Annotated in this window: 18 protein-coding genes; 7 read left to right on the forward strand and 11 right to left on the reverse strand. The window is 44.2% G+C overall.

Annotated elements, in window-relative coordinates; translation table 11 throughout:
• Positions 1-262: 262 nt before the first annotated feature.
• The 7 genes from tkt to OCU77_RS23745 all read right to left on the reverse strand — a co-directional run bounded on the left by tkt (position 263) and on the right by OCU77_RS23745 (position 10,136).
• Positions 263-2,257, reverse strand: a complete 1,995-nt coding sequence (gene tkt / locus OCU77_RS23715; protein WP_107302966.1) for a transketolase — start codon at positions 2,255-2,257, stop codon at positions 263-265.
• Between the two features lie 90 nt (positions 2,258-2,347).
• The gene (gene tal / locus OCU77_RS23720; RefSeq protein ID WP_048900981.1) at positions 2,348-3,298 is read right to left on the reverse strand and encodes a transaldolase; all 951 of its coding nucleotides are present in this window, start codon (positions 3,296-3,298) and stop codon (positions 2,348-2,350) included.
• 330 nt (positions 3,299-3,628) lie between these two features.
• Positions 3,629-6,478, reverse strand: coding sequence for a hybrid sensor histidine kinase/response regulator (locus tag OCU77_RS23725; RefSeq protein WP_107302965.1), 2,850 nt, complete (start codon positions 6,476-6,478; stop codon positions 3,629-3,631).
• 296 nt (positions 6,479-6,774) lie between these two features.
• Entirely contained in the window at positions 6,775-7,104 is a 330-nt protein-coding gene (locus tag OCU77_RS23730) for a DMT family transporter (RefSeq protein WP_048900980.1), read from the reverse strand.
• Positions 7,105-7,298: 194 nt separating this feature from the next.
• Positions 7,299-8,789 carry a lactate dehydrogenase gene (locus OCU77_RS23735; protein WP_084711909.1) on the reverse strand — a complete coding sequence of 497 codons (1,491 nt, stop codon included), beginning with the start codon at positions 8,787-8,789 and terminating at the stop codon, positions 7,299-7,301.
• Positions 8,790-9,213: 424 nt separating this feature from the next.
• A complete protein-coding gene (gene deoD / locus OCU77_RS23740) occupies positions 9,214-9,924 on the reverse strand; it encodes a purine-nucleoside phosphorylase (RefSeq protein ID WP_048900979.1) in 711 nt (236 codons plus the stop codon).
• A 41-nt stretch (positions 9,925-9,965) separates the two neighbouring features.
• Positions 9,966-10,136, reverse strand: coding sequence for a XapX domain-containing protein (locus tag OCU77_RS23745; protein ID WP_048900978.1), 171 nt, complete (start codon positions 10,134-10,136; stop codon positions 9,966-9,968).
• A gap of 612 nt (positions 10,137-10,748) precedes the next feature.
• Between OCU77_RS23745 and OCU77_RS23750 the strand changes: the two genes are divergently transcribed.
• The 5 genes from OCU77_RS23750 to OCU77_RS23770 all read left to right on the forward strand — a co-directional run bounded on the left by OCU77_RS23750 (position 10,749) and on the right by OCU77_RS23770 (position 15,027).
• Entirely contained in the window at positions 10,749-11,264 is a 516-nt protein-coding gene (locus OCU77_RS23750) for a porin family protein (protein WP_048900977.1), read from the forward strand.
• A 188-nt stretch (positions 11,265-11,452) separates the two neighbouring features.
• Positions 11,453-12,793, forward strand: a complete 1,341-nt coding sequence (locus OCU77_RS23755) for an ABC1 kinase family protein (RefSeq protein ID WP_048900976.1) — start codon at positions 11,453-11,455, stop codon at positions 12,791-12,793.
• Between the two features lie 88 nt (positions 12,794-12,881).
• On the forward strand, positions 12,882-13,355 hold the full coding sequence (locus OCU77_RS23760; protein WP_048900975.1) for a GNAT family N-acetyltransferase: 474 nt from the start codon (positions 12,882-12,884) through the stop codon (positions 13,353-13,355).
• Positions 13,356-13,480: 125 nt separating this feature from the next.
• Positions 13,481-13,897 (forward strand): DUF3302 domain-containing protein, encoded by a 417-nt coding sequence (locus tag OCU77_RS23765; RefSeq protein WP_048900974.1) that lies wholly within the window; start codon positions 13,481-13,483, stop codon positions 13,895-13,897.
• Positions 13,897-15,027: an HlyD family secretion protein gene (locus OCU77_RS23770; RefSeq protein ID WP_048900973.1), complete on the forward strand. Its 1,131-nt coding sequence runs from the start codon at positions 13,897-13,899 to the stop codon at positions 15,025-15,027. The genes OCU77_RS23765 and OCU77_RS23770 overlap by 1 nt, the downstream gene beginning before the upstream one ends.
• Positions 15,028-15,174: 147 nt before the next feature.
• Here the strand turns inward: OCU77_RS23770 and OCU77_RS23775 are convergent, their stop codons facing one another.
• The 3 genes from OCU77_RS23775 to OCU77_RS23785 form a co-directional block, all read right to left on the reverse strand.
• On the reverse strand, positions 15,175-16,092 hold the full coding sequence (locus OCU77_RS23775; protein ID WP_048900972.1) for a M14 family metallopeptidase: 918 nt from the start codon (positions 16,090-16,092) through the stop codon (positions 15,175-15,177).
• Between the two features lie 112 nt (positions 16,093-16,204).
• On the reverse strand, positions 16,205-17,089 hold the full coding sequence (locus tag OCU77_RS23780) for a hypothetical protein (RefSeq protein ID WP_048900971.1): 885 nt from the start codon (positions 17,087-17,089) through the stop codon (positions 16,205-16,207).
• A 42-nt stretch (positions 17,090-17,131) separates the two neighbouring features.
• Positions 17,132-18,088 carry a DMT family transporter gene (locus tag OCU77_RS23785; protein WP_048900970.1) on the reverse strand — a complete coding sequence of 319 codons (957 nt, stop codon included), beginning with the start codon at positions 18,086-18,088 and terminating at the stop codon, positions 17,132-17,134.
• A 90-nt stretch (positions 18,089-18,178) separates the two neighbouring features.
• Here OCU77_RS23785 and OCU77_RS23790 point away from each other — a divergent pair, with 90 nt between their 5' ends.
• Positions 18,179-19,108: a LysR substrate-binding domain-containing protein gene (locus tag OCU77_RS23790; protein ID WP_048900969.1), complete on the forward strand. Its 930-nt coding sequence runs from the start codon at positions 18,179-18,181 to the stop codon at positions 19,106-19,108.
• A gap of 89 nt (positions 19,109-19,197) precedes the next feature.
• Positions 19,198-19,578, forward strand: a complete 381-nt coding sequence (locus tag OCU77_RS23795; RefSeq protein WP_048900968.1) for a hypothetical protein — start codon at positions 19,198-19,200, stop codon at positions 19,576-19,578.
• A gap of 134 nt (positions 19,579-19,712) precedes the next feature.
• On the opposite strand, the gene arsB is transcribed toward OCU77_RS23795, so the two are convergent.
• The gene (arsB, locus tag OCU77_RS23800) at positions 19,713-20,738 is read right to left on the reverse strand and encodes an ACR3 family arsenite efflux transporter (RefSeq protein ID WP_107302964.1); all 1,026 of its coding nucleotides are present in this window, start codon (positions 20,736-20,738) and stop codon (positions 19,713-19,715) included.
• Positions 20,739-20,773 lie beyond the last annotated feature (35 nt).

Here is a 20,773-nt window from a genome sequence, read left to right on the forward strand (position 1 = left end):
TGCATCTCTTCAGTAAATCATGCTCTTAAACTAGGGGCGTATACGAGAGAGCTTAAATCAGATATTGAACCCATGCCTCAGCTGCTGCTGGGGCTTTTTGTTTGGAGCGGGTAAATATAAGATAAAAAAGCCGAACAAAAGTTCGGCAATATAAGAAGGGATTCCGTTCTAGCTATCTGAAGAAAGTTAGAACTTTTATTTTTAGTATTCGTATAGCGAAATAAACAGCGTTAAGTGATGTCACTTAACGCTGTATTGATTATTACGCTAGTAGTTCTTTTGCTGTGTTCACAACGTTTTCAGTCGTGAAACCGAACATTTTGAATAGCTCACCTGCTGGTGCAGACTCACCAAATGTTGTCATGCCGATGATCTTGCCACCGAAACCAACGTATTTGTACCAGAAGTCAGCAATACCTGCTTCAACAGCCACACGAGCTGTTACGTCTGCTGGTAGTACAGCTTCACGGTAAGCAGCATCTTGCTTATCGAACACGTCTGTTGCTGGCATAGAAACAACGCGAACTTGACGGCCTTCAGCTGTGAGTTGCGCTGCTGCTTCTACTGCTAGTTCAACTTCAGAACCTGTCGCAATAAGAATTAGCTCAGGCTTGCCTTCACAATCTTTCAGGATGTAGCCACCCTTCGCGATGTTCGCTACTTGTTCAGCATCACGTGGTTGTTGTGCAAGGTTTTGACGCGAGAAGATTAGCGATGTTGGGCCATCTTTACGTTCGATAGCCAGTTTCCAAGCCACTGCTGATTCAACTTGGTCACATGGACGCCATGTGCTCATATTTGGCGTTAGACGTAAAGAAGACACTTGCTCAACCGGTTGGTGAGTAGGACCATCTTCGCCTAGGCCGATTGAATCGTGAGTGTAAACTTGGATGTTTTGCACTTTCATTAGCGCAGCCATACGCATTGCGTTACGCGCGTATTCCATGAACATTAGGAAAGTTGCACCGTATGGTACAAAACCACCGTGCAGCGCAATACCGTTCATGATTGCTGTCATACCGAATTCACGTACACCGTAGTGGATGTAGTTACCCGAGAAATCAGCGGCTGTTAGTGATTTAGAACCCGACCACATAGTCAGGTTAGAAGGCGCAAGGTCAGCCGAGCCGCCCATGAATTCTGGTAGCATCGCACCAAACGCTTCTAGTGCGTTTTGTGAGGCTTTACGTGAAGCGATGTTCGCTGGGTTCGCTTGAAGATCGGCAATGATTGCTGATGCTTTTTCTTCCCACTGTGCAGGTAGCTCACCGTTTACACGACGTTTGTATTCTGCTGCTAGCTCAGGGTAAGCCGCTTCGTACGCTGCGAACTTCTCGTTCCAGCTTGCTTCTTTTGCTGCGCCTGCTTCTTTCGCATCCCACTCAGCTGCAATGTCAGCTGGGATTTCGAAAGGACCGTGGTTCCAACCAAGGAATTCACGTGCTGCTGCGATTTCTTCAGCGCCTAGTGGTGCACCGTGACAATCGTGTGAACCCGCTTTGTTTGGCGAACCAAAACCGATGATGGTTTTCGTACAGATAAGCGTTGGACGACCTGTTTCTGCTTTAGCCGCTTCAATCGCAGCGTTGATTGCGTCAGCATCGTGACCATCAACCGCAGGAATAACATGCCAGCCGTACGCTTCGAAACGCTTAGGCGTATCGTCAGAGAACCAACCTTCCACTTCACCATCGATAGAGATGCCGTTGTCATCCCAGAACGCGATCAGCTTGCCCAGACCTAGCGTGCCAGCAAGTGAACATGCTTCGTGAGAGATACCTTCCATTAGACAGCCATCGCCCATGAACACGTATGTGTTGTGGTCAACGATGTCGTGGCCTTCTTGGTTGAATTGTGCAGCAAGGGCTTTTTCAGCCATCGCCATGCCCACTGCGTTAGTAATGCCTTGGCCTAGAGGACCTGTTGTTGTTTCAACACCCGGTGCGTAACCGTATTCAGGGTGACCTGGTGTTTTAGAATGCAATTGACGGAAGTTCTTCAGATCGTCGATAGAAAGATCGTAACCCGTCAGGTGAAGTAGAGAGTAAATTAGCATTGAACCGTGACCGTTAGACAGCACGAAGCGGTCGCGATCAGCCCACTCAGGGTTTTGTGGGTTGTGGTTCATGTGGCCGCGCCACAATACTTCAGCGATATCAGCCATGCCCATAGGTGCGCCCGGGTGGCCAGAGTTTGCTTGTTGTACGCCGTCCATGCTTAGGGCACGGATTGCATTTGCTAATACTTTACGTTCCATATTGGTTTCCACTATAGAATTTGTTTGAAACAAAAAACGATAAAAATAAGAAAGCGGCTTTTAGGCCGCTTTCTGAAATAGGTTTTAGTCTTATAGACGGTCAGCAATCATTGTTTCTAGCTTACCTTGGTCAACCGCAAAGTTACGGATACCTTCAGCCAGTTTTTCTACTGCCATTGCGTCTTGGTTGTGATCCCATAGGAATTCAGCGTGTGTCATTGCTGCTGGGCGTTCTTTGGTACCGTTAGAGTCAATTAGTTTCTCTACTACTTCACCTTCAGCTGCTTCTAGTTCAGCAAGAAGTTGAGGGGCGATAGTTAGGCGATCACAGCCAGCTAGCTCAAGAATTTCACCGATGTTACGGAAGCTTGCGCCCATAACAACAGTTTTGTAACCGTGTTCTTTGTAGTAGTTGTAGATACTAGATACTGAAATAACCCCTGGATCTTCTTGTGCTTCGAAATCACGGCCTTCTTTCGCTTTGTACCAGTCCATAATACGGCCAACGAAAGGTGAGATAAGGAATACACCCGCTTCAGCACAAGCACGCGCTTGAGCAAATGAGAATAGAAGCGTTAGGTTACAGTTGATGCCTTCTTTTTCTAGAACTTCCGCTGCACGAATACCTTCCCAAGTAGAAGCTAGTTTGATCAGGATGCGGTCGTTAGTGATGCCAGCATCGTTGTACATTTTGATCAGTTGGCGTGCTTTAGCAATGCTGCCTTCTGTGTCGTATGAAAGGCGAGCGTCAACTTCTGTTGAGATGCGACCAGGTACAACGTTAAGAATTTCTTTACCAATGCTGACTGCTAGCATGTCACAAGTATCTTGTACTTGTTGTGCTTTATCGTTGCTTTGCTCTTTTGCATAAGCAATCGATGCATCAATAAGAGGTGCATATTCAGCGATTTGAGCGGCTTTCAGGATCAACGAAGGGTTCGTTGTTGCGTCTTCAGGCTTGTACTTGCTGATTGCTTCAATGTCACCTGTGTCAGCAACAACAGTAGTAAGCGCGCGCAATTGTTCTAGTTTAGTGCTCATATCTATCAACCTTTTACGTATTGGACTTGTCTCAATGCTAGTTCAGATATTGATTAACAAGATTATCTTTACAGCATCGCGACATTTTATGTTTGTACCAAAAAATCACTGTGTGAACATTTGGTTTGCTCGAGAGCAATTGATGGAATGATAATTATCTTTTTGGCATATTCTGTCAATTATAAAGCATGGTAAACCGTGCTTTGATCTCATTTATTCGCTGTTTTTTGTCATTTTATTCGTGTCCACCCTGTTTCGAACTTTTTCTTCGAGTTGACTCAAACAATTTTTATTGAGCATTTGATCTTGTTGGTGATCATATGCGCATGGTTAAACGCTGTTTTCCATTTCATTTAGCGTGTGTTCATGGATTTCCTGGATCAGGATTGTGAGCTGTTTACGCAGCTCGATGAGATCGTCTTCCTGCGGCAGGGTATGGGTTTTTACCTGTTTCTCAACAATGATGGCAGCTTGGCGTACACCGTCTGCACAGATACTGCCTGAAGCTCCTTTTAAAGAGTGGCTAATGAGAATTGCCTGACTAAAATCTTGTTCAGCGAGTGCTTGCTCTAATTTATTAACATCGTTGGCATGTTCAGTTGCAAACATCATTAAGAAGGTTTGAACAATCTCGTGATCACCATCCATCATTGCAAGCAATTCAGATAGATCGACGTGTTGGTAGTTATCACTAAGAACTTGGTCCTGCTTCGCCGATGTGTGTTTGGATGAAGAAGTATCGGGTGCGCTGATGATAGTTGGACTACTTTGTTTTGACTGTACTTGTAACGCTTGATTTTGAAAGCCAAGGTCTACGCTTGGTGCTTCATCTCGTAATTGTTTAGTCTCATTAGCAAGGCGCAGCTCAGCCATTGCCGATATTTTATGTTTAAAGCGTTGTAAGGCATCAAGCAGTTTGCGTTCATCAAGTGGTTTGGTGATCACGCAATCTACTCCCGCAGCCATCATGTTGCGTTGGGTTTCTTCAAAGACATCTGCGGTACAGGCAAAAATAGGTACTTTGCAGGTATCTGATGGTAAGCGTCTGATCCGTCTTGTTGCTTCAATACCGTCCATGACTGGCATGTGGTTATCCATCAAAATAACGTCGAATAACTGATGCTGTAAAATATTCAGCGCCTCAGCACCATTCTCTACTGCGGTGGTGGTGAAACCTCGTTGTTTGAGGAAGGAATCAATGATCAGCGTATTTAAGTGATTATCTTCGACAATCAATACTTTTAGATGTTGAAACGCACTTTGATCAAAACTGACCTCTGGTGTTTGCTGAGGTTCATAATGGCCGGCTTGTAGCATGAGGTTGACGGTAAACGTAGACCCTTTTCCTTCGGTACTATCAAGTTTGACTTCCCCATGCATGAGTTCAGCAAGTTGGCGAACGATACTTAATCCAAGCCCTGTGCCACCAAATCGACGGCTGGTTGAAATTTCAGCTTGTGCAAAGGGGTCGAAAATTTGGTTAACCCGATCGGGCGCGATACCGATCCCGCTATCTTGGGTGATAATGGTGAGTTGTTTGCCATTTTTCTCTTGGCTATCTTGAAGGCGTAAGGTGACATTAACTTCCCCTTCTTCAGTAAACTTAATCGCATTACTGATCAGGTTAAATAGAATCTGACGAATACGCGCTTTATCAGCATAAAACCATGCACTTTTGTCTAATTCACAATGAATGTGAAAGGCGATGCCTTTTTCTTTGGCTAATGAATGATAGGTACTTTCTATAGTGCCAACCAAGTCGGTAAAGCAGAAATGAGTGGGATCGAGTTTAAGCTGACCTTGCTCTATTTTAGAAAAATCCAAGATGTCGTTAAGTAAAGACATCATATGCTTACCAGAGTCGAGTAGTGTGTTGAGGTGATGCTCTTGCTCACGCGTTAGCTCGGTTTTTAATAGCAGTTGTGACAAGCCTAACATCCCATTCATTGGGGTGCGGATTTCATGAGATAAGTTGGCTAAAAAAGCGGATTTTGCTTGATCAGCAGACTTGGCTTTGTGTAACGCTTGATTAAGGCGATTGGTGTCGTAAGCAATACGTTCTGCACCTTGGTTTAGCGCATCGTGCAGTACTTGAAACTCATGGGGGCCTTTAAAATTATCACTCCCTGAAAAGTTACCTAATTTAAATTGAGCAGCAAACCGTGACAATTTTGCCAGTGGTGCTGTGATGCGTTTAGTTAATACCACGGAAAGAATGACGATCACTAATGCCGTAAACAATAACGCCAACATAAAATAGTGTTGCAGGGCATCAATAGAGCTGGTTACGGTTTTTTGTGGTGTGACAGTGACCAAAGACCAATTCGGTAAATCTGGGCCTTGTAATGAACCAATGGCGGTTACTGTGGCTGTAAAAGACTCTTGGTATCTGTCTTTGTACTGGATAATTTGTGGCTGAGCAGTACTAATGTTTTGCGCTTTTAGGTTGAACTTGAAATCGGCGAAAGTTTGCAGTGCTTGGCCTTGATAGTCACCTGCAAGCATTGTCTCCCCTTGATCGTTAACAATAAAAGCAAAATCGGTATCGCTGATTTGTTTGCCTAAAAAACGTAGTCGATCATTGATTTCACTTAAGCGGTATTCCACCAAAAGATAACGAGTCGTTGCACTATCTACGACGCGAGTGATTAAAAATAAGCAAGGTGCTTGTGCAATGTTAGGTGGCACAAACAAATAGACTTTTTTACCTGAACGTAAGTACTGCTGTTCTAACTGATCAAAGTTATCGATACTGAATTTAGCGACTTCTTGGCTAAGGTTAACCACACCCTGATGCGAAGAGTCGATAACTTGATAGCTAGGCGTTGAATAAAGCGTACTTTTTTCGATGAGATGAATAGCATTGTAAACGGATTCACCAGCTGTTAATTGCTGAAGGTAGGTGTTGATAATAGCTGGTGACGCTGAAATTAAGGGGGACGATGTGAGCAAGGGGGATTGCGCAATATCACTGAGCTCAGTGATATGGTGCTGAATAAGATCGTCAAGGTTTTGCGCTGCTATTGTGGTTCGGCTGATCATGCCTGTAGCGATTTGTTCCAATGCGACTGAAGACAGTTTTTCACTGCTGGTCCAGCTGTACATAAATGCAGGCAATATGCCTACGCATAACATACTGGCTAATAAGATGGGTTTAATACGGTTTGGGAAAAACTGCATGTCCGACTATCCCTACTGCGAATGCTGATGAATTGATACGTGTTTTATTTAACATCTTGTAAACAAATATATCAGCATGAATATAGGCGGCGCGAGGTAATCGAGATAATTTTGCGGTCAGTTCAAAAATCTGTGAGCAATTCATCATTCTGCTGTTGTTACTGAGGGCGGCGTAACAGCAATCCTGCTCACTTTGTTGCTTATTCGCTTGGGGCCGCCCATATTTAGGGTGGGATTCTTATGCGTTATTTAAGCGCTCAGGCTGGCATAAGAATCTTGCTTCTGGTAGGCGAAAATTAATGGCTATGAGGGGCGCCTGACAAATTAATAATCGCGATACCTATGGCGACCACGACCATGCCAAGCCATACTTTCGCATCCAGATGTTGCTTGTAGATAATACTAGACATTGCTGTAACTAATACGATAGCCATACCAGCCCACATTGCGTGCACAATACCAACAGGTAGAGAACGCATTGCTTGCCCTAAAAAAAGGAAAGCCAGTAAGTGACCAAGTACGACTATGCTACTGGGTAATAAGTTGGTAAAGCCATTAGTTGCACGCAATGCTACATGTGACGTTGCTTCTGCCATCACACCTAAAAGAAGAAATAACCAACCCATAAAAGCCTCAAATTCATACTTGTCGATAAAGAAGGGCTAGTTTAATTGTTTATTATAAAATGATAATCTGCGCTTTTTATAAATGACTTTTACAGGTTGGTAATAATGGTGAGGCTAGCCACCTTTTACAACAAGGTGGCAGTATGGATTTGAAGCTAGGCGTCAGTAATGATTCTTTCTACTAAGACTAGTGCTTAGTTAAGCAATTGCTCTAATGTTAATGGTGCAGAGGTGAGGCCCATTTGCTGTGCAGGCGTTTGACCTGTTCTATCTTGGCGACATAAGTTATGCCAAGCACGGTAAATGTCGAGTAATGGCAATAAACCCGCAGGGCGCAATTTACGGCGTGGCTCATTGACGAGTTGTGCGAATTGATCGTGAAAGCGTTGTTGATATTGCAGTACCGCGCGATCTGTTGCGGTGTTTAGCCAGTAACGTTCGTTTTCTTTTTCGCCAGCTAAGTGACAAATTCCCTTGCTGATATCTTTGTTACGGGTGAATGCCCAGCGGTCACGCCACCAACCTAGTAAGACGATATCAATGCGATCAGCTTCCATGTCAGAGTGCCACTGTTCATCCTGTTCGACGTAGATAGGGTGAATGGTTTTTGCCTTGATGCGATCCAAAAAGATAGACACCACTGCCGAGCGCATCAAAGGTTCTTGTGGCATGAAAATCGCCAGTTGTTGGTTGTATTCCAGTTGGCTAGCAAGCTGAAGATAGTGTGCATACACAGTGTATTGTGGGCGAATTAAACAGCCTTTCGTTGGGTAGTTAATACGCGCTTGATTGCTAAGAGGATCTTCGAGTTGCGGACGTGATAATACTTCACGATATTTATTATCAACGCGTGCCAGAATACCCTGTGAAGGTGGGGTGGTATTGGTTTCGAGTAATGCTGATGGCGGTGCCATAAAGCGTGTTCCCACTTGGAATGGGTCATGCTCTAAGTGTTTCTCATCGTGATCGCTTGCTTGATAGTTTAAATGCTGCCCAACCACGTAGCCCGAAGTGGCTTCACAGGTGGAAATCCACAAAACCCCATTACTACTTTTAGGCTGCAAGGTGGTCAGATTAGACGCAAGCGAGAGGTTTTGCGCATGTTTGAAGAGGCGCGCATCAAACATCGCAAGCTGGCGACGACAACGACTGGCGATATGAGACAGTTGATCGTAAAAGGTTTTAGGGTTCATGCTGAGGCGGCGACAGATATCGCGAATAGCATAACCAGTAAAAAGCATCGCCAACAGTTTTTGTTGCACTAAATGCTTGTTATTAAAGCCAGACCAACGATCAACAAAGGTGCCTTGGCAGCATTTACAGCGATAGCGTTGGCGATCACCACTGTAACCAAAGGCATGGTAAAGGTGACGATGCGTTAATACCGCAAGGCCTAAGTTCTCACATTTCGGGTTACTGCAAGCGGGTAAGCCACTACTTTGCGTGACTTTTACACGGGTTAGCTCATCCACAACATCTTGATTACTTAGCACTGGCGGAAATGCACCACACTCCCGACATACTAATGTTGGACGTTCAGGGTTAGTTCGCTGAATCACATAATCATCGATATTTTTAGAACCATAGTTACAGCAGCCGACTGTTTTACAGTGATTAAGCTGCAAATGTTCGACGGCCTTAGGTAATAAAGGCTGAATGGGTTGGAGAGGTTGTGATGTCATCATGTCAGCTTATTACCATCTAGATTCAAAGTATAGAATAACAGTGTGGAGTGAGTGTTACTGCTGATAGACCAAGGTTTTTACTATTGGTCGTAAGTGAACTTGGGGATATTAGCCGCCCAAAAAGAAGCAAAGGAGAAGGTTACCTGACAGAATCCGCATACTGATTAATAAACAAAATCAGAGTTTGCTTACTCTATTCATCAAATTGTGTAAGACGCCACATTTTACAAAATATTGAGCAGCAACCTTGCTAATACCTTGTTTGCACAAGGTACGGCCTTAGCTTCCTTATGGGCACTAATAACAAACTGCACTGAAACTGTGCCAATAGCAGTTTGGTATTAGCTATGTATTCATTGTTTTTGGCTGTAAGGGGTAGCGATGTCTCGGGGAAAACACCGCCACCTAAATTATTGTATCTTGCTTAGATGCTGATTGCCGTTTCTAGGGCAACTTTCATCATATCGTTGAACGACTTAAGACGATCATCAGAGCTTAGTTTTTCACCACGTTTGATGTGGTCAGATACAGTTAGAATTGTTAGTGCTTTAGCACCCAATTCAGCAGCAACACCATAGATACCAGCGGCTTCCATATCAACACCTAGGATGCCTAGCTTTTCCATTTTAGCGAATAGCTCAGTTTCTGGGGTGTAGAACAGATCTGCAGTAAATACGTTACCAACGCGTACTGGTACTTTTTGCTCACGTGCATGATGAACGGCTGTTTCAAGAATACCGTAATCAGCAATGGCAGCAAAATCGTGGTTGCTTAGACGGATACGGTTCACTTTCGAATCTGTCGATGCACCCATAGCAACGATCACATCCATTAGTTTAACGTCGTCGTGTACAGCACCACAGCTACCGATACGGATGATGTTTTTAACACCAAAGTCTTTGATTAGCTCATGTGCGTAGATAGAGCAAGACGGGATACCCATACCGTGGCCCATTACAGAGATACGCTTACCTTTGTAAGTACCTGTGTAGCCGAACATATTGCGTACATCACAGACTTGCTTAACATCTTCTAAGAAAGTGTCAGCAATCAGTTTTGCACGTAGCGGATCGCCTGGCATTAGGACTGTTTCAGCGAAATCACCAAGTTCTGCATTAATATGTGGGGTAGCCATAGCTCACTCCTGGAATATTTGAATTGAATTAAAAGACCAAATTAAGAGAAGAAACGTTCAACAATGGATTGATACGCCACACCGCCTAGGTAAACACCGACAATCCCCATGATACCTGGCAGCACGGGTGGCGCCGGAAGAGGAAGCTTAATTGCCGTAAAAAATATGCCTACGATGAAACCTGCAAAGGTCGCAAGTAGAATCTCGCTCATGTGTTTACCCTCGTTGTGTGTCGCATAACAAAATACAAATGTTGACGGCTTTTTAGCTCTAATGGCCTTTTGTTTATTGCCGTTCGATATAGGGCTAGTTTAGAGAGCTAAGCACTAATGTCTCGCGATCACGATCACATTTTGCCTCACCACGAAGCGAAAAACACCTATTGATTACTATTGGTGTTGAAATCGGGAGCGTAATCGTTTGCTAAGTATTCTATTATTAAGCCACTTTGTAACGGTATGAGTGACCGTATATTCCATATAACTATGATAATTAAGGACTAATAACCATTGCTGTGTAATGTAATGACAAATGTAAGGTTTTTCAGTGAAATGTGACTTTGTAATGGATTGCATGCCGGTTGACGCTTTTTTTAACAGCTAATTGCATTTTCTATCATGATTTTCAGGTTTTCTTTCAGCGAGTGAATCCTTGCAGAATCCTCAAGGAGGTTGTGTTATCGCGAAAACGAAATTGTTTGAACTGTGATCCAAATTGCCAGAGAGACTGGCGCAGTGTTCGAATTGGACTAATGATTGAAGGCAGGGATACGTAAAGTTGTACCGTCACATCCCATCATCAAGAATCAATAAGGAGTGAATGGCATGAAAAGGAATGGCATCATAGGTTTGTTAGTACTGTTACCTTTTACTGCATCTGCGGATTTATTAGGGGTGTCGGTGGGAGCGAGTGCAGGGGCTTCGCGTATCTCATACGACGGTAATAGCGATTATGGCTACGAATACGGCATTAATGCAACCTACCATATTAATGATATTTTCAGTGTTAATGCCGGCTTTGTTCAAGGTAGCGCAGAAGTGGATTCGAAATTAGCGTCGGTAAAAAACGACATTGATTATACCTCTTTCCCAATCACGCTTCGTGGCGATTTACCGTTCGTAATAGGCTCGCTTTACGCGAAAGCAGGCACAAACTATTACAATGCTGATAGGGAACTTGCTGGGCAAAAAAATACGGAAAAAGGTTGGGGTTTCACTGGTGGGGCGGGCGTTGTTCTGACTTTTATTCCTGTTGTTGATTTAACCTTAGGCTATGAATACCGTGATATGGGAGGGATCAGCAATGATGCCTTTATCCTTTCAGTCGGCGTCGGTATTTAATCGCTGTAAATTGTGCTTATCTGTTTTTAACGACAAACTTCCGCTGTAATTACGGGTTCATTGACTAGTTAAAATTGAACCCTATCTCCATTTCTTTCGTACCTTCTCTTGTTCATGTCATTCAATAATGCGATGTTTCTACAACACCTTTTCCCCGAAAACTAAGAGCGCTCAGAAATCGAGATACTATGAAAAATACTGATAAATCTTATGCCAAAGTACCGCGTAGTCGTTTATCTCGAATGAGTAAATTGGGATCATTGGCTTCGCGTGTTGCTGGTGGCATGGTTGCCGAAGGCGTGCGTCAAATAGCGAAAGGACAAAAGCCTAAAGCCAGCGACTTGTTATTAACACCCGCTAATGCCAAACGGGTGGCCGATCAATTGGCGCAATTACGTGGTGCGGCCATGAAAGTGGGGCAGTTGTTATCGATGGATGCGGGGGATTTATTGCCACCAGAATTAACAGATTTGCTCGCGCGTTTACGATCTGATGCTAAGCCAATGCCAATTAGCCAGCTCAACCATGTACTGGAAAGTGAATGGCAGCCTGAATGGCAAAATGCCTTTGAGCAATTTACCTTTTACCCGATAGCTGCGGCCTCTATTGGACAGGTGCATTCAGCCCATACCAAAGATGGACGGTATTTAGCGCTTAAGATCCAATACCCAGGGGTTAGAGAGAGCATTGAAAGTGATGTTGATAACGTAGCGACGCTGTTAAGAGTATCGGGCTTGATTCCGAAAGAAGTGGATTACCAAGGATTATTGGAAGAGGCTAAAAAGCAATTACATGACGAAGCCGATTATTTATTAGAGGCTAAGCTATTGCGCCAATACGCTAGCTTACTGGCGGACGATAGCAACTTTTTGATCCCTGATGTGTTCGATGATCTGACCACCCCCAATATTCTGGCGATGAGCTTTGTTGAGGGGGAAGCTATAGAGAACTTGGTTCACGCGCCACAAGCAGTAAGAGATCGTGTCATTGAATTAGCCTTTACCTTGCTGTTTCGGGAGATTTTTGAATTTCGATTGGTCCAAACGGATCCCAATTTTGCCAACTTTCAATATAACCGTGATACCAAGCAATTAGTCTTATTAGATTTTGGCGCGACTCGCACCTATCCTGCGTATATCAGTGAAGGATACCTGCAGTTAATGAATGGTGCGGTGGAAAATGATCGGCAGCGGATGGATGCAGCACTTGCCAGTATTGGCTTTTTTAGTCAGCCGATTCGTGACGAGCAACGCCAAGCTGTTATTAACCTGTGTGAGCAAGCATGTGAGCCATTAATGCATCAAGGGTGCTATGACTTTGGTGATACTGATCTCGCTAAGCGGATTAAAGAAGAAGGTACGTCACTCAGTATGGACAAAGGTTATTGGCATACACCTCCTGCGGATGCGATATTTTTTCATCGTAAATTAGGTGGCTTGTATTTATTAGCAGCCAAGCTTAATGCAAAAGTCGATGTCAGCGTGCTGTTTGCACCATACCGACAAGCAAAAAAGACAAAACTGTCTTAATCGCTTGTGGCTTTTGATTAGAGCAGGGCTGCGCCAGTCGAGTGACTTGCGGATAGATACATTTCATCAATGGTATACAAGGATGTTTATGATAGAAGCGGTTCAGCGTGATGATTTATCTGCTGTTATTCATGTTATTGAGCAAGCCATTCATCAGACTCTTGCGGTTTCTAAAGATGAAGCAGATAGCTTAGTGGCTGGCTGTGTGGATGAAGGGCTAAAGAGCTTGTTAATCCCTAGCGGCTACATCTATTTGTTATACCGTCACAAACAGCGGGTTGTTGGCGTCGTTTTACTCAAACCAGATAATCGTTTGAGCTGTTTATTTGTCGATCCCGCTTATCATCGACAAGGTATTGCATCATCACTTTTACAGTCGGCACTGATACAACGCTATAAAGACGACCCTGCCGCAGTTATTCGCCTTAATGCATCGACCTATGCTGAACCGTTTTATCTGCATCATGGTTTTCAACAAAATGGTGAAAAGAAAGAGTTACCGGGAGGCTGTATTCCTTTCTCTGCTCCAATAGAACAATTAATCGTTAATAAATGTGATTAATACAAATCAGCGCGACCACTGATTTTGCATTGTAATTTAATAAGTTCCGTTTGAATTCTGCTAGTTTTAATGAAGGCGAGATATAACAGAATAATAAATAGGTTGTCATCTTTTAGGGAGGAAAGATGTTTTTAGATTACTTTGCACTTGGATTATTGGTGTTTGTCGCATTAGTGTTGTTTTACGGCATTATTGTCATTCACGATATCCCTTATGAAATATCTAAAGAGCGGGATCATCCGCATCAAGATGCTATCCATTATGCGGGTTGGGTAAGCCTGTTTACCCTGCATGCGCTTTGGCCGTTTTTATGGATATGGGCCACCTTATGGCGTAAAGATCGTGGGTGGGGTTTTCAAAAAATTCAGGCAGAGCAGAACGAGCTGCATCATCAAATCAATACGTTATCTGCTCAGGTAGAATTACTCAGTCACAAAATTGCTACGCTTGAAGGCACACCTAAGCCGGTGTCGAGCTCGGAACCGCCTGAGCATACCCAAGAGAATCAGACTGGCTCTGACCAAACAGGGGAGGAGAAGTAATGGATTTACTCTTAATCCTCACATACGCCGCATTGTGTGTGTTTCTTTTTAAGACTTTTAATATTCCATTGAATAAGTGGACGGTGCCGACGGCCGTACTCGGTGGGGTTATCTTAATCGGTACGTTAATTCTTTTGATGAATTACAATCATCCTCATACCAATCAAGGAACGCAGTTCTTTGTTAGCACACCGATTATTCCGGGAGTACGTGGGCGCGTAACGGAAGTGCCTGTTGAAGCAAATGTCTTACTTAAAAAAGGGGATGTTTTATTTAAAATTGATCCTACGCCATACCAAGCCGAAGTGAACCGCTTAAGAGCCATGTTGGCGGAAGCAGAGCAAGATGTGTTAGAACTTGAAGCGGGTTATAAAGCCAGCCAAGCCAGTGTTGCAAAAGCGAAAGCTGAACGTGACCGTACCTTGGCACAATTTAAACGGTATGAAAAAGGCTACAAACGTGGCGCGTTTACAAAATCAGATGTTGATAATCGTCGTCAGTTTTACTTAAGTGCTGAAGCAACATTAGAGGCGGCCAACGCTGAAGAGCGTCGAGCGAAATTGGCGTTTGAATCTGAGATTTTGGGCGAGAATACCACCACAGCGCAAGTCCAAGCTATGCTGCGTAAAGCGGAGTTTGATTTGGATGAAACTGTGGTTTATGCGCCAACAGCGGGTTATGTAACGCAAGTCACATTGCGCCCCGGAATGATGGCACTACCTATGCCACTGCGAACTGTGATGACCTTTGTGCATCAAGAAGAACAGTTTTTCGTGGGTGCCTTTAGGCAAAACTCGTTACTGCGTTTAAAGCCGGGGTTTAAGGCTGACATGATTTTCCGTGCGATACCGGGGAAAACCTTTCGAGCTGAAGTGGTGGAGGTGTTACCTGCAATCGGTGAAAGCCAAGTACAAGCGCAAGGGACGCTATACAGTTCTGACATGTTAAATCGCCAAGGCCGGCCACTGGTGAAGCTGCGTATGCTCGATGACATTACCCATTATGCATTACCGCAAGGAACCAATGTTGAAATCGCAGTTTACTCAGACAGTTTTGAGCATGTTTCGATTATGCGTAAAGTGTTAATACGGATGAAGAGCTGGCAGAACTACTTGTATCTCGATCACTAAATTGTACTCACTGCGTTTATTGGGTGCAGTTGTGTTTAGTGACGTGCTTTTCTAGTGTGTTTTAGCGCGCAGGTGTTGTCATCAAAAGAAAAGGCAGTGAGGATTAATCGTCACTGCCTTTTTGTTCTTATAGAGAAAGTTATAAGGCTAGATACGTGTTTTTACGTAATCAAGTGCACCTGTAATCGCAGCAACTTGGGCGTTATTACAATCTTGATCTGTTACCAGTGCGCTGTCTGGGTAGACTTCGGTAGTTGTACCGTAAGTACAGTCAGTAATGCCATTACACAGGCTCAGTGCCTTCATTGGGTAGTTGATCACGCCCTCTTGCTCAATCTTTTCACCAATGATCTTGCCTTCACTGTCTGGTGGCGCGATGTGTGTAACACGGCGAACAGAATCAATTACGGCTTTTTGGAAGTCGGCTTGTGGGTTTTCAGTGTCGCCCACCGTGTAGAAGCCATCTGGTACGCTGTCTTCGATGTATTCTTTACCATCACGTGCAGACAGTGCTGGGCGGAATTCTTCTTCGTCAGTGTCTGTGGTTTCGTGAAGGTCGATATGTACTAGCACATCACCTAAAGAGTCCGCTAATTGCATTAGCGCGGCTGATTCTTCTGCTGGGCTATCGGCGAAGAAAGAGCGGTTAGGATCGATAGCGAGTGGATTCCAGCGGTTGATGGTTTCGTAACCCCAAGGGCTGACACAAGGTGCCACTACAATATTAAATGTATCGCTGTATTGCTCCGCATGTGTGTCTAGGAACTGAAGCGCGCCATGAACACCACTGGTTTCGTAGCCGTGAACACCACCAGAGATCAAAACAGTTGGCTTTGAGGTATCCCAGTTTTTCGTTTTCAGTGAAAGCAGGGGAAAGCGTTCAGCATCGTAAGACAGTGCGCCATATTGGGTCAGATCAAAGCGGTCTTCGAGTGCGTTAATTTTTGTCACAACATCATCTTGGTAAGAGCGCTTAACCGTCACTTGTGCTCGCCATTGTGCTTTTTCTTCATCACCCCATTTTTGGCCTGGAGTACCAATTGGGTATGTATGCGAACTTTTCATAATTTCCCTTCGTTTTTCCACTGAATGTAACTGTGTCTTGAGGATAAATCACCAGCAGGAATGAAACAAGCACCGCATAGGGTGCTTGTTTGTATAGGGAAATGCATTTGTCTTACGAATTCTTTGGCATCCACTTTCCTTGATTATTTTTACACAGCTCTGTTGCTCGTGATTCGAGTTGACGGCGCTTTTTACTGAGCTCTATTTTTAGCACTCGACATTGCGCAGGATCTTGCTGAGAGGCAAAGAGCGTTATCTCGCCTCCAATTTGAGTCGCGCTATTAAACCAGGTTTTTTTGCTGCCTAATTGGTTAGTTGCAAGCAACTCGCTGACTGTTTCGTTCATCATTTTTTCGTCTTTTTCTGATAGTGATGTACGAGAAAATAGCGGTGTACCGTCAGGTAAAATGGAAAGTGGCGCTTTAAGGATACCGGTAAACACACCTGAGACAAAACCTTCAGACGCCTGCTGTCCCACCGTTTCGACATCATTGACGAGTTGCTGAGCATCAGCGAGCAATACGGGGGCATCTGCACGAATTGCTTCACTTTCATCTAATATTGCGGGGATTTGGCTAGATACGCCCGCAATACTTTTGTTGGTTGAATCAACCCGTTTTAATACTGCAGGTACTTGCTGGCGAAGTTGCTTTGATTCCGCCAAAATAGGTGGTATTTGTTTTTCGACTGCATCCACTTGCGCCAAAATGAGTGGGATTTGAGTGGTAACGTCGTCCACCCGTTGCAAAATGGGTGGGATACTCTGGTTGATCGCATCGACGTGTTCAAGCACTTCTGGGATTTGTGCTGTTATGGCATCGACCCGCTCTAAAATGTCAGGCACTTGCTGTTGAGCTTGCTGAATTTCATCAATGAGAGGAGCAAGTTGACTCAGGTTTTGGCCAAATTGGCTGATGCTGTAACCGACATAGATAAGGCTTGCTGCTAGCGTAAGGCGAGCCATATTGGTGAAGCTGGTGGCGCTAAGTAGTGACATAAGATGCTTCCTTTCATCTGTATTATCAAAACAGTAGCAGTATTAACGAGCGGGATCGAGCGTAACGCGTTTCTTCATGATAGGTAGGAAGGTATGCAGTAAGCTTGCAAATACGATGATGCTGACCCCTGCCACTTTGTTCCATGGCATTGCTTGTTCAAATAAGGTGACTTGCCAAACAACAGTAAACAGTAAGTTGGTAAAAATAAGCGGTGCCAGTTGAGATCCTGACTCGGCCAATCGGTATGCTTTTGCCCGCATGACTTGTGTGTTGATAATACATAGTGCCAGAAGTAACAGCATGGCGGGGACAGCAAAGGTACTGACATGAGTTGTTAGACCTCCAAGTTCGCCAATTTGTAGCCAAGGCGCAATATGCATAAAGACTTCCTGACTGGGTACTGCGCTTGTTGCAACTAAAGGTAATAAAATGAGCGCCGCTAGACTAAATGTCCACGCATTTAAGGCTGAAGGCGACAAACTGCCTTTACTGGCACGGTATAAGCTAAGTTGTGATCCTGCATTAAATATCCCCGCCGCTAAACCAATCAGTAATTCAGGTTTTAATTCAAACCCCTGTGGGTTGCCAGCCTGTAGCATCACACCAATAAACATCAAGGTAAGGTTAAGAAAGGTTGCCGGTTTAATCGATGTATTAAAGAACAGTTTTTCTAACAAGGGAATAAACAAAGGTCCCGTGCTGAATAGCACCACGGTTTCGACTAGCGTCAGATGATCAATTGCGTATAAGAAACACCACTGACTTGCTGAAATGCAAAGAGCACGGATCAATAAGCCTTTCCACATATTACGTGGTGGCAGTTGCCAATGTTGAAAAGCTAAGAATATGAAGAGTATTATGGCTGGAATAGCAAAACGTAGAAAACTTAACCACTCTGCGGTGAAGGTATGACTGAGCCATTTCGCTAACACACCATTGAGCGATAAGGTAAAGGTGCTGGCAACCATAAATAAAGTGGGGCGGTAATCTGTCGTCATGCTTTTCTCCTGCTATGTTGTAAGGCTACGTGGTCTGATACCAGAGAAAAAGCGAATAATAGTGAACATCTATGTTAGGAAAACTTACAGATGAGAAAGCTGGTTCCGCTTAAATCAATTTATGCCTTTGTTGCTGTCGCTGAAATGGGCAGCATGACCGAAGCGGCTGATGTGCTTTGTGTGAGCCATTCGGCGATCAGCCAAGCGATAAAGGCGCTGGAGAAGCAGATCGGTCAGCCACTATTTAATCGAACGGGGCGGCGAGTCGAGCTTAATCAAGCCGGAAGGAAGTATTACCGAAAGGTAGCACCCGCATTGGAGCAAATCGTAGAGGCCACTGAAGAGCTGGTTGATATCCACCATGATAAGCATTTAACCATCAATATGGTGCATTCACTCGCGCTGCATTGGTGGATTCCACGAGTGCCAGATTTTCAGCAAGCCATGCCTGAGTTAGATGTTCGTATCTCTAATATTTTGGGAAGCTTTGAACTTGAACGAGAAGGCGTCGATATTGCCCTTATTCATGGCAAGCCGAACGAATGGGAAGATTATTATTGCGAAAAGCTGGGTGATGATGAGCTGATCATGGTGTGCAGCCCGCAGCTGATCGAGTTAGCAACCTCGCCACCATTAAAAAAAGCACTGAAAAGCCCTCACTTAATTGATTCCGCTAAACGGCTACTTAGCCACTTCCCGCCTATTTTTGTCACGAATGACAGACGCAAACATGACTGGCAGGTCTGGTGCGAAGCGAATGGTATCGAATTACCACTTCAACAAAACAACTTAACCTTTTCGGCATCAATTCAAGCTGTGCAAGCCACAATACGACGGTTGGGGGTATTGATCACCCATCGGCAGTTTGTCCGTGATGACATTACCCATGGCGTATTAGCCGAAATAGGCCCGTCAGTCCTAAATCCTTATCAAGATTATTACTTTGTTTGTCCTCCAGATAAGTTGCGACGTGAAACAGCCCTAATGCTACGCGCTTGGCTAAGGGAACAGTTCAAATAGAGTTTATAATGTTTTTCATCAAACCTGTTGATTATTGATAAATGAACACTGTATTATAGGTTTGTTGTTAAACATTATAAGAGCAGATCATGAAGCAACTTAAAAAAGCGTTATTAATTGGTAGTGTATTAGCAGTAACTGCAGGTTGTTCAAGCATTGCTGAGAGTTTGGTTGAAAGTTACACCAGTGAAAACGGCACGGAAGTTTTGATCGGTCAAGCGGTACCTAAAGAAGCAATGCAATGTAAATTGCTACTTAACGAAGTACGTGAATGGAAAATCACAGATCGTGCAACCCCAAATCTTGGTATGGAGCGGTTAGTGGGTGAAGTATTAGAGCCGGCAGTCAAGCTAGGTGCTAATTACGTCCACTTAGATATCCCATCTGAAGTGTCAGTAATGGGTGTGCCAGTGACTATTTTAAGAGATGCACAAGCGAACTATTACGATTGTGAGTCTACTCAGTTTTAAGATTTGGTACTTCAGCACGCTGTGAGCAGTAACCTATTTCTGTCAAACAGCTCTGCTTGTTTGAAACTAAAACGGCTCATCATCTAGGTGGTAAGCCGTTTTTTCATTTCAGTTTGGTCTACAATAGCTAGCGATTAACTTGTGGCTTCATTAATAGCAAAATCTGCACGTGTTTTATTCGCATAAGCAACCAGTGATAGCATCACAGGTACTTCAACCAAGACGCCAACAACCGTTGCTAACGCCGCACCTGAATGGATACCAAATAGGCTGATAGCCACGGCAACAGCAAGCTCAAAGAAGTTTGATGCTCCTATCATGGCACCAGGTGCCGCGACTTGGTGCGGTTGCCCCCATTTTTTCATCCAAATATACGTCACAGCAAAGATCAGGTACGTCTGAATTAATAGAGGGACAGCGATGAGTACGATGTCTAACGGGTTCTCGATAATGGTTTGTGCTTGAAAGCCAAATAGTAAAATCACAGTGCCTACCAAACCCACAATCGAAAATGGCTTTAATGTCGCGCCAAGTTTATCGAGCTTAGTTTGATTATTCACTACGCGGCGAGTAATAACACCTGCGACTAAAGGCACTACGACAAACAGTGAAACCGACAAGATCAGGGTATCCCAAGGAACGGTCACATCTGTTACGCCTAGTAAAAATGCGGCTAGTGGCGCGAAAGCAACAACCATGATCAAATCGTTAATCGACACTTGTACTAGGGTGTAGTTCGCATCGCCCTTGGTGAGCTGGCTCCATACAAACACCATAGCAGTACAAGGTGCGACACCCAGTAAGATCATGCCTGCAATGTATTGATCGCCAAGCTCTGGGCTGATCCACGGGCCAAAAATATAACGCATGAACAACATAGCAAGCAGCGCCATAGAGAAAGGCTTGATCAACCAGTTCACCACAACGGTTATGATTAACCCTTTAGGGCGACGGTGAACGTTTTTTACCGAAGTGAAATCAACCTGCATCATCATCGGATAAATCATTAACCAAATAAGTACAGCAATCACTAAGTTGATTTGTGCGTACTGGAGATCACCCAAAGCGAGAAATGTGTCGGGAAATAGTATTCCAGCAAAAAGGCCGACAATCATACCTAGGCCGACCCATACACTTAAAAAGCGTTCGAAAATACCCATGTTATGTTCCTTGAATTTATTTACTGTCGTTTAGG

The sequence above is a fragment of the Photobacterium swingsii genome (assembly GCF_024346715.1).
Classification (GTDB): Bacteria; Pseudomonadota; Gammaproteobacteria; order Enterobacterales; family Vibrionaceae; genus Photobacterium; species Photobacterium swingsii.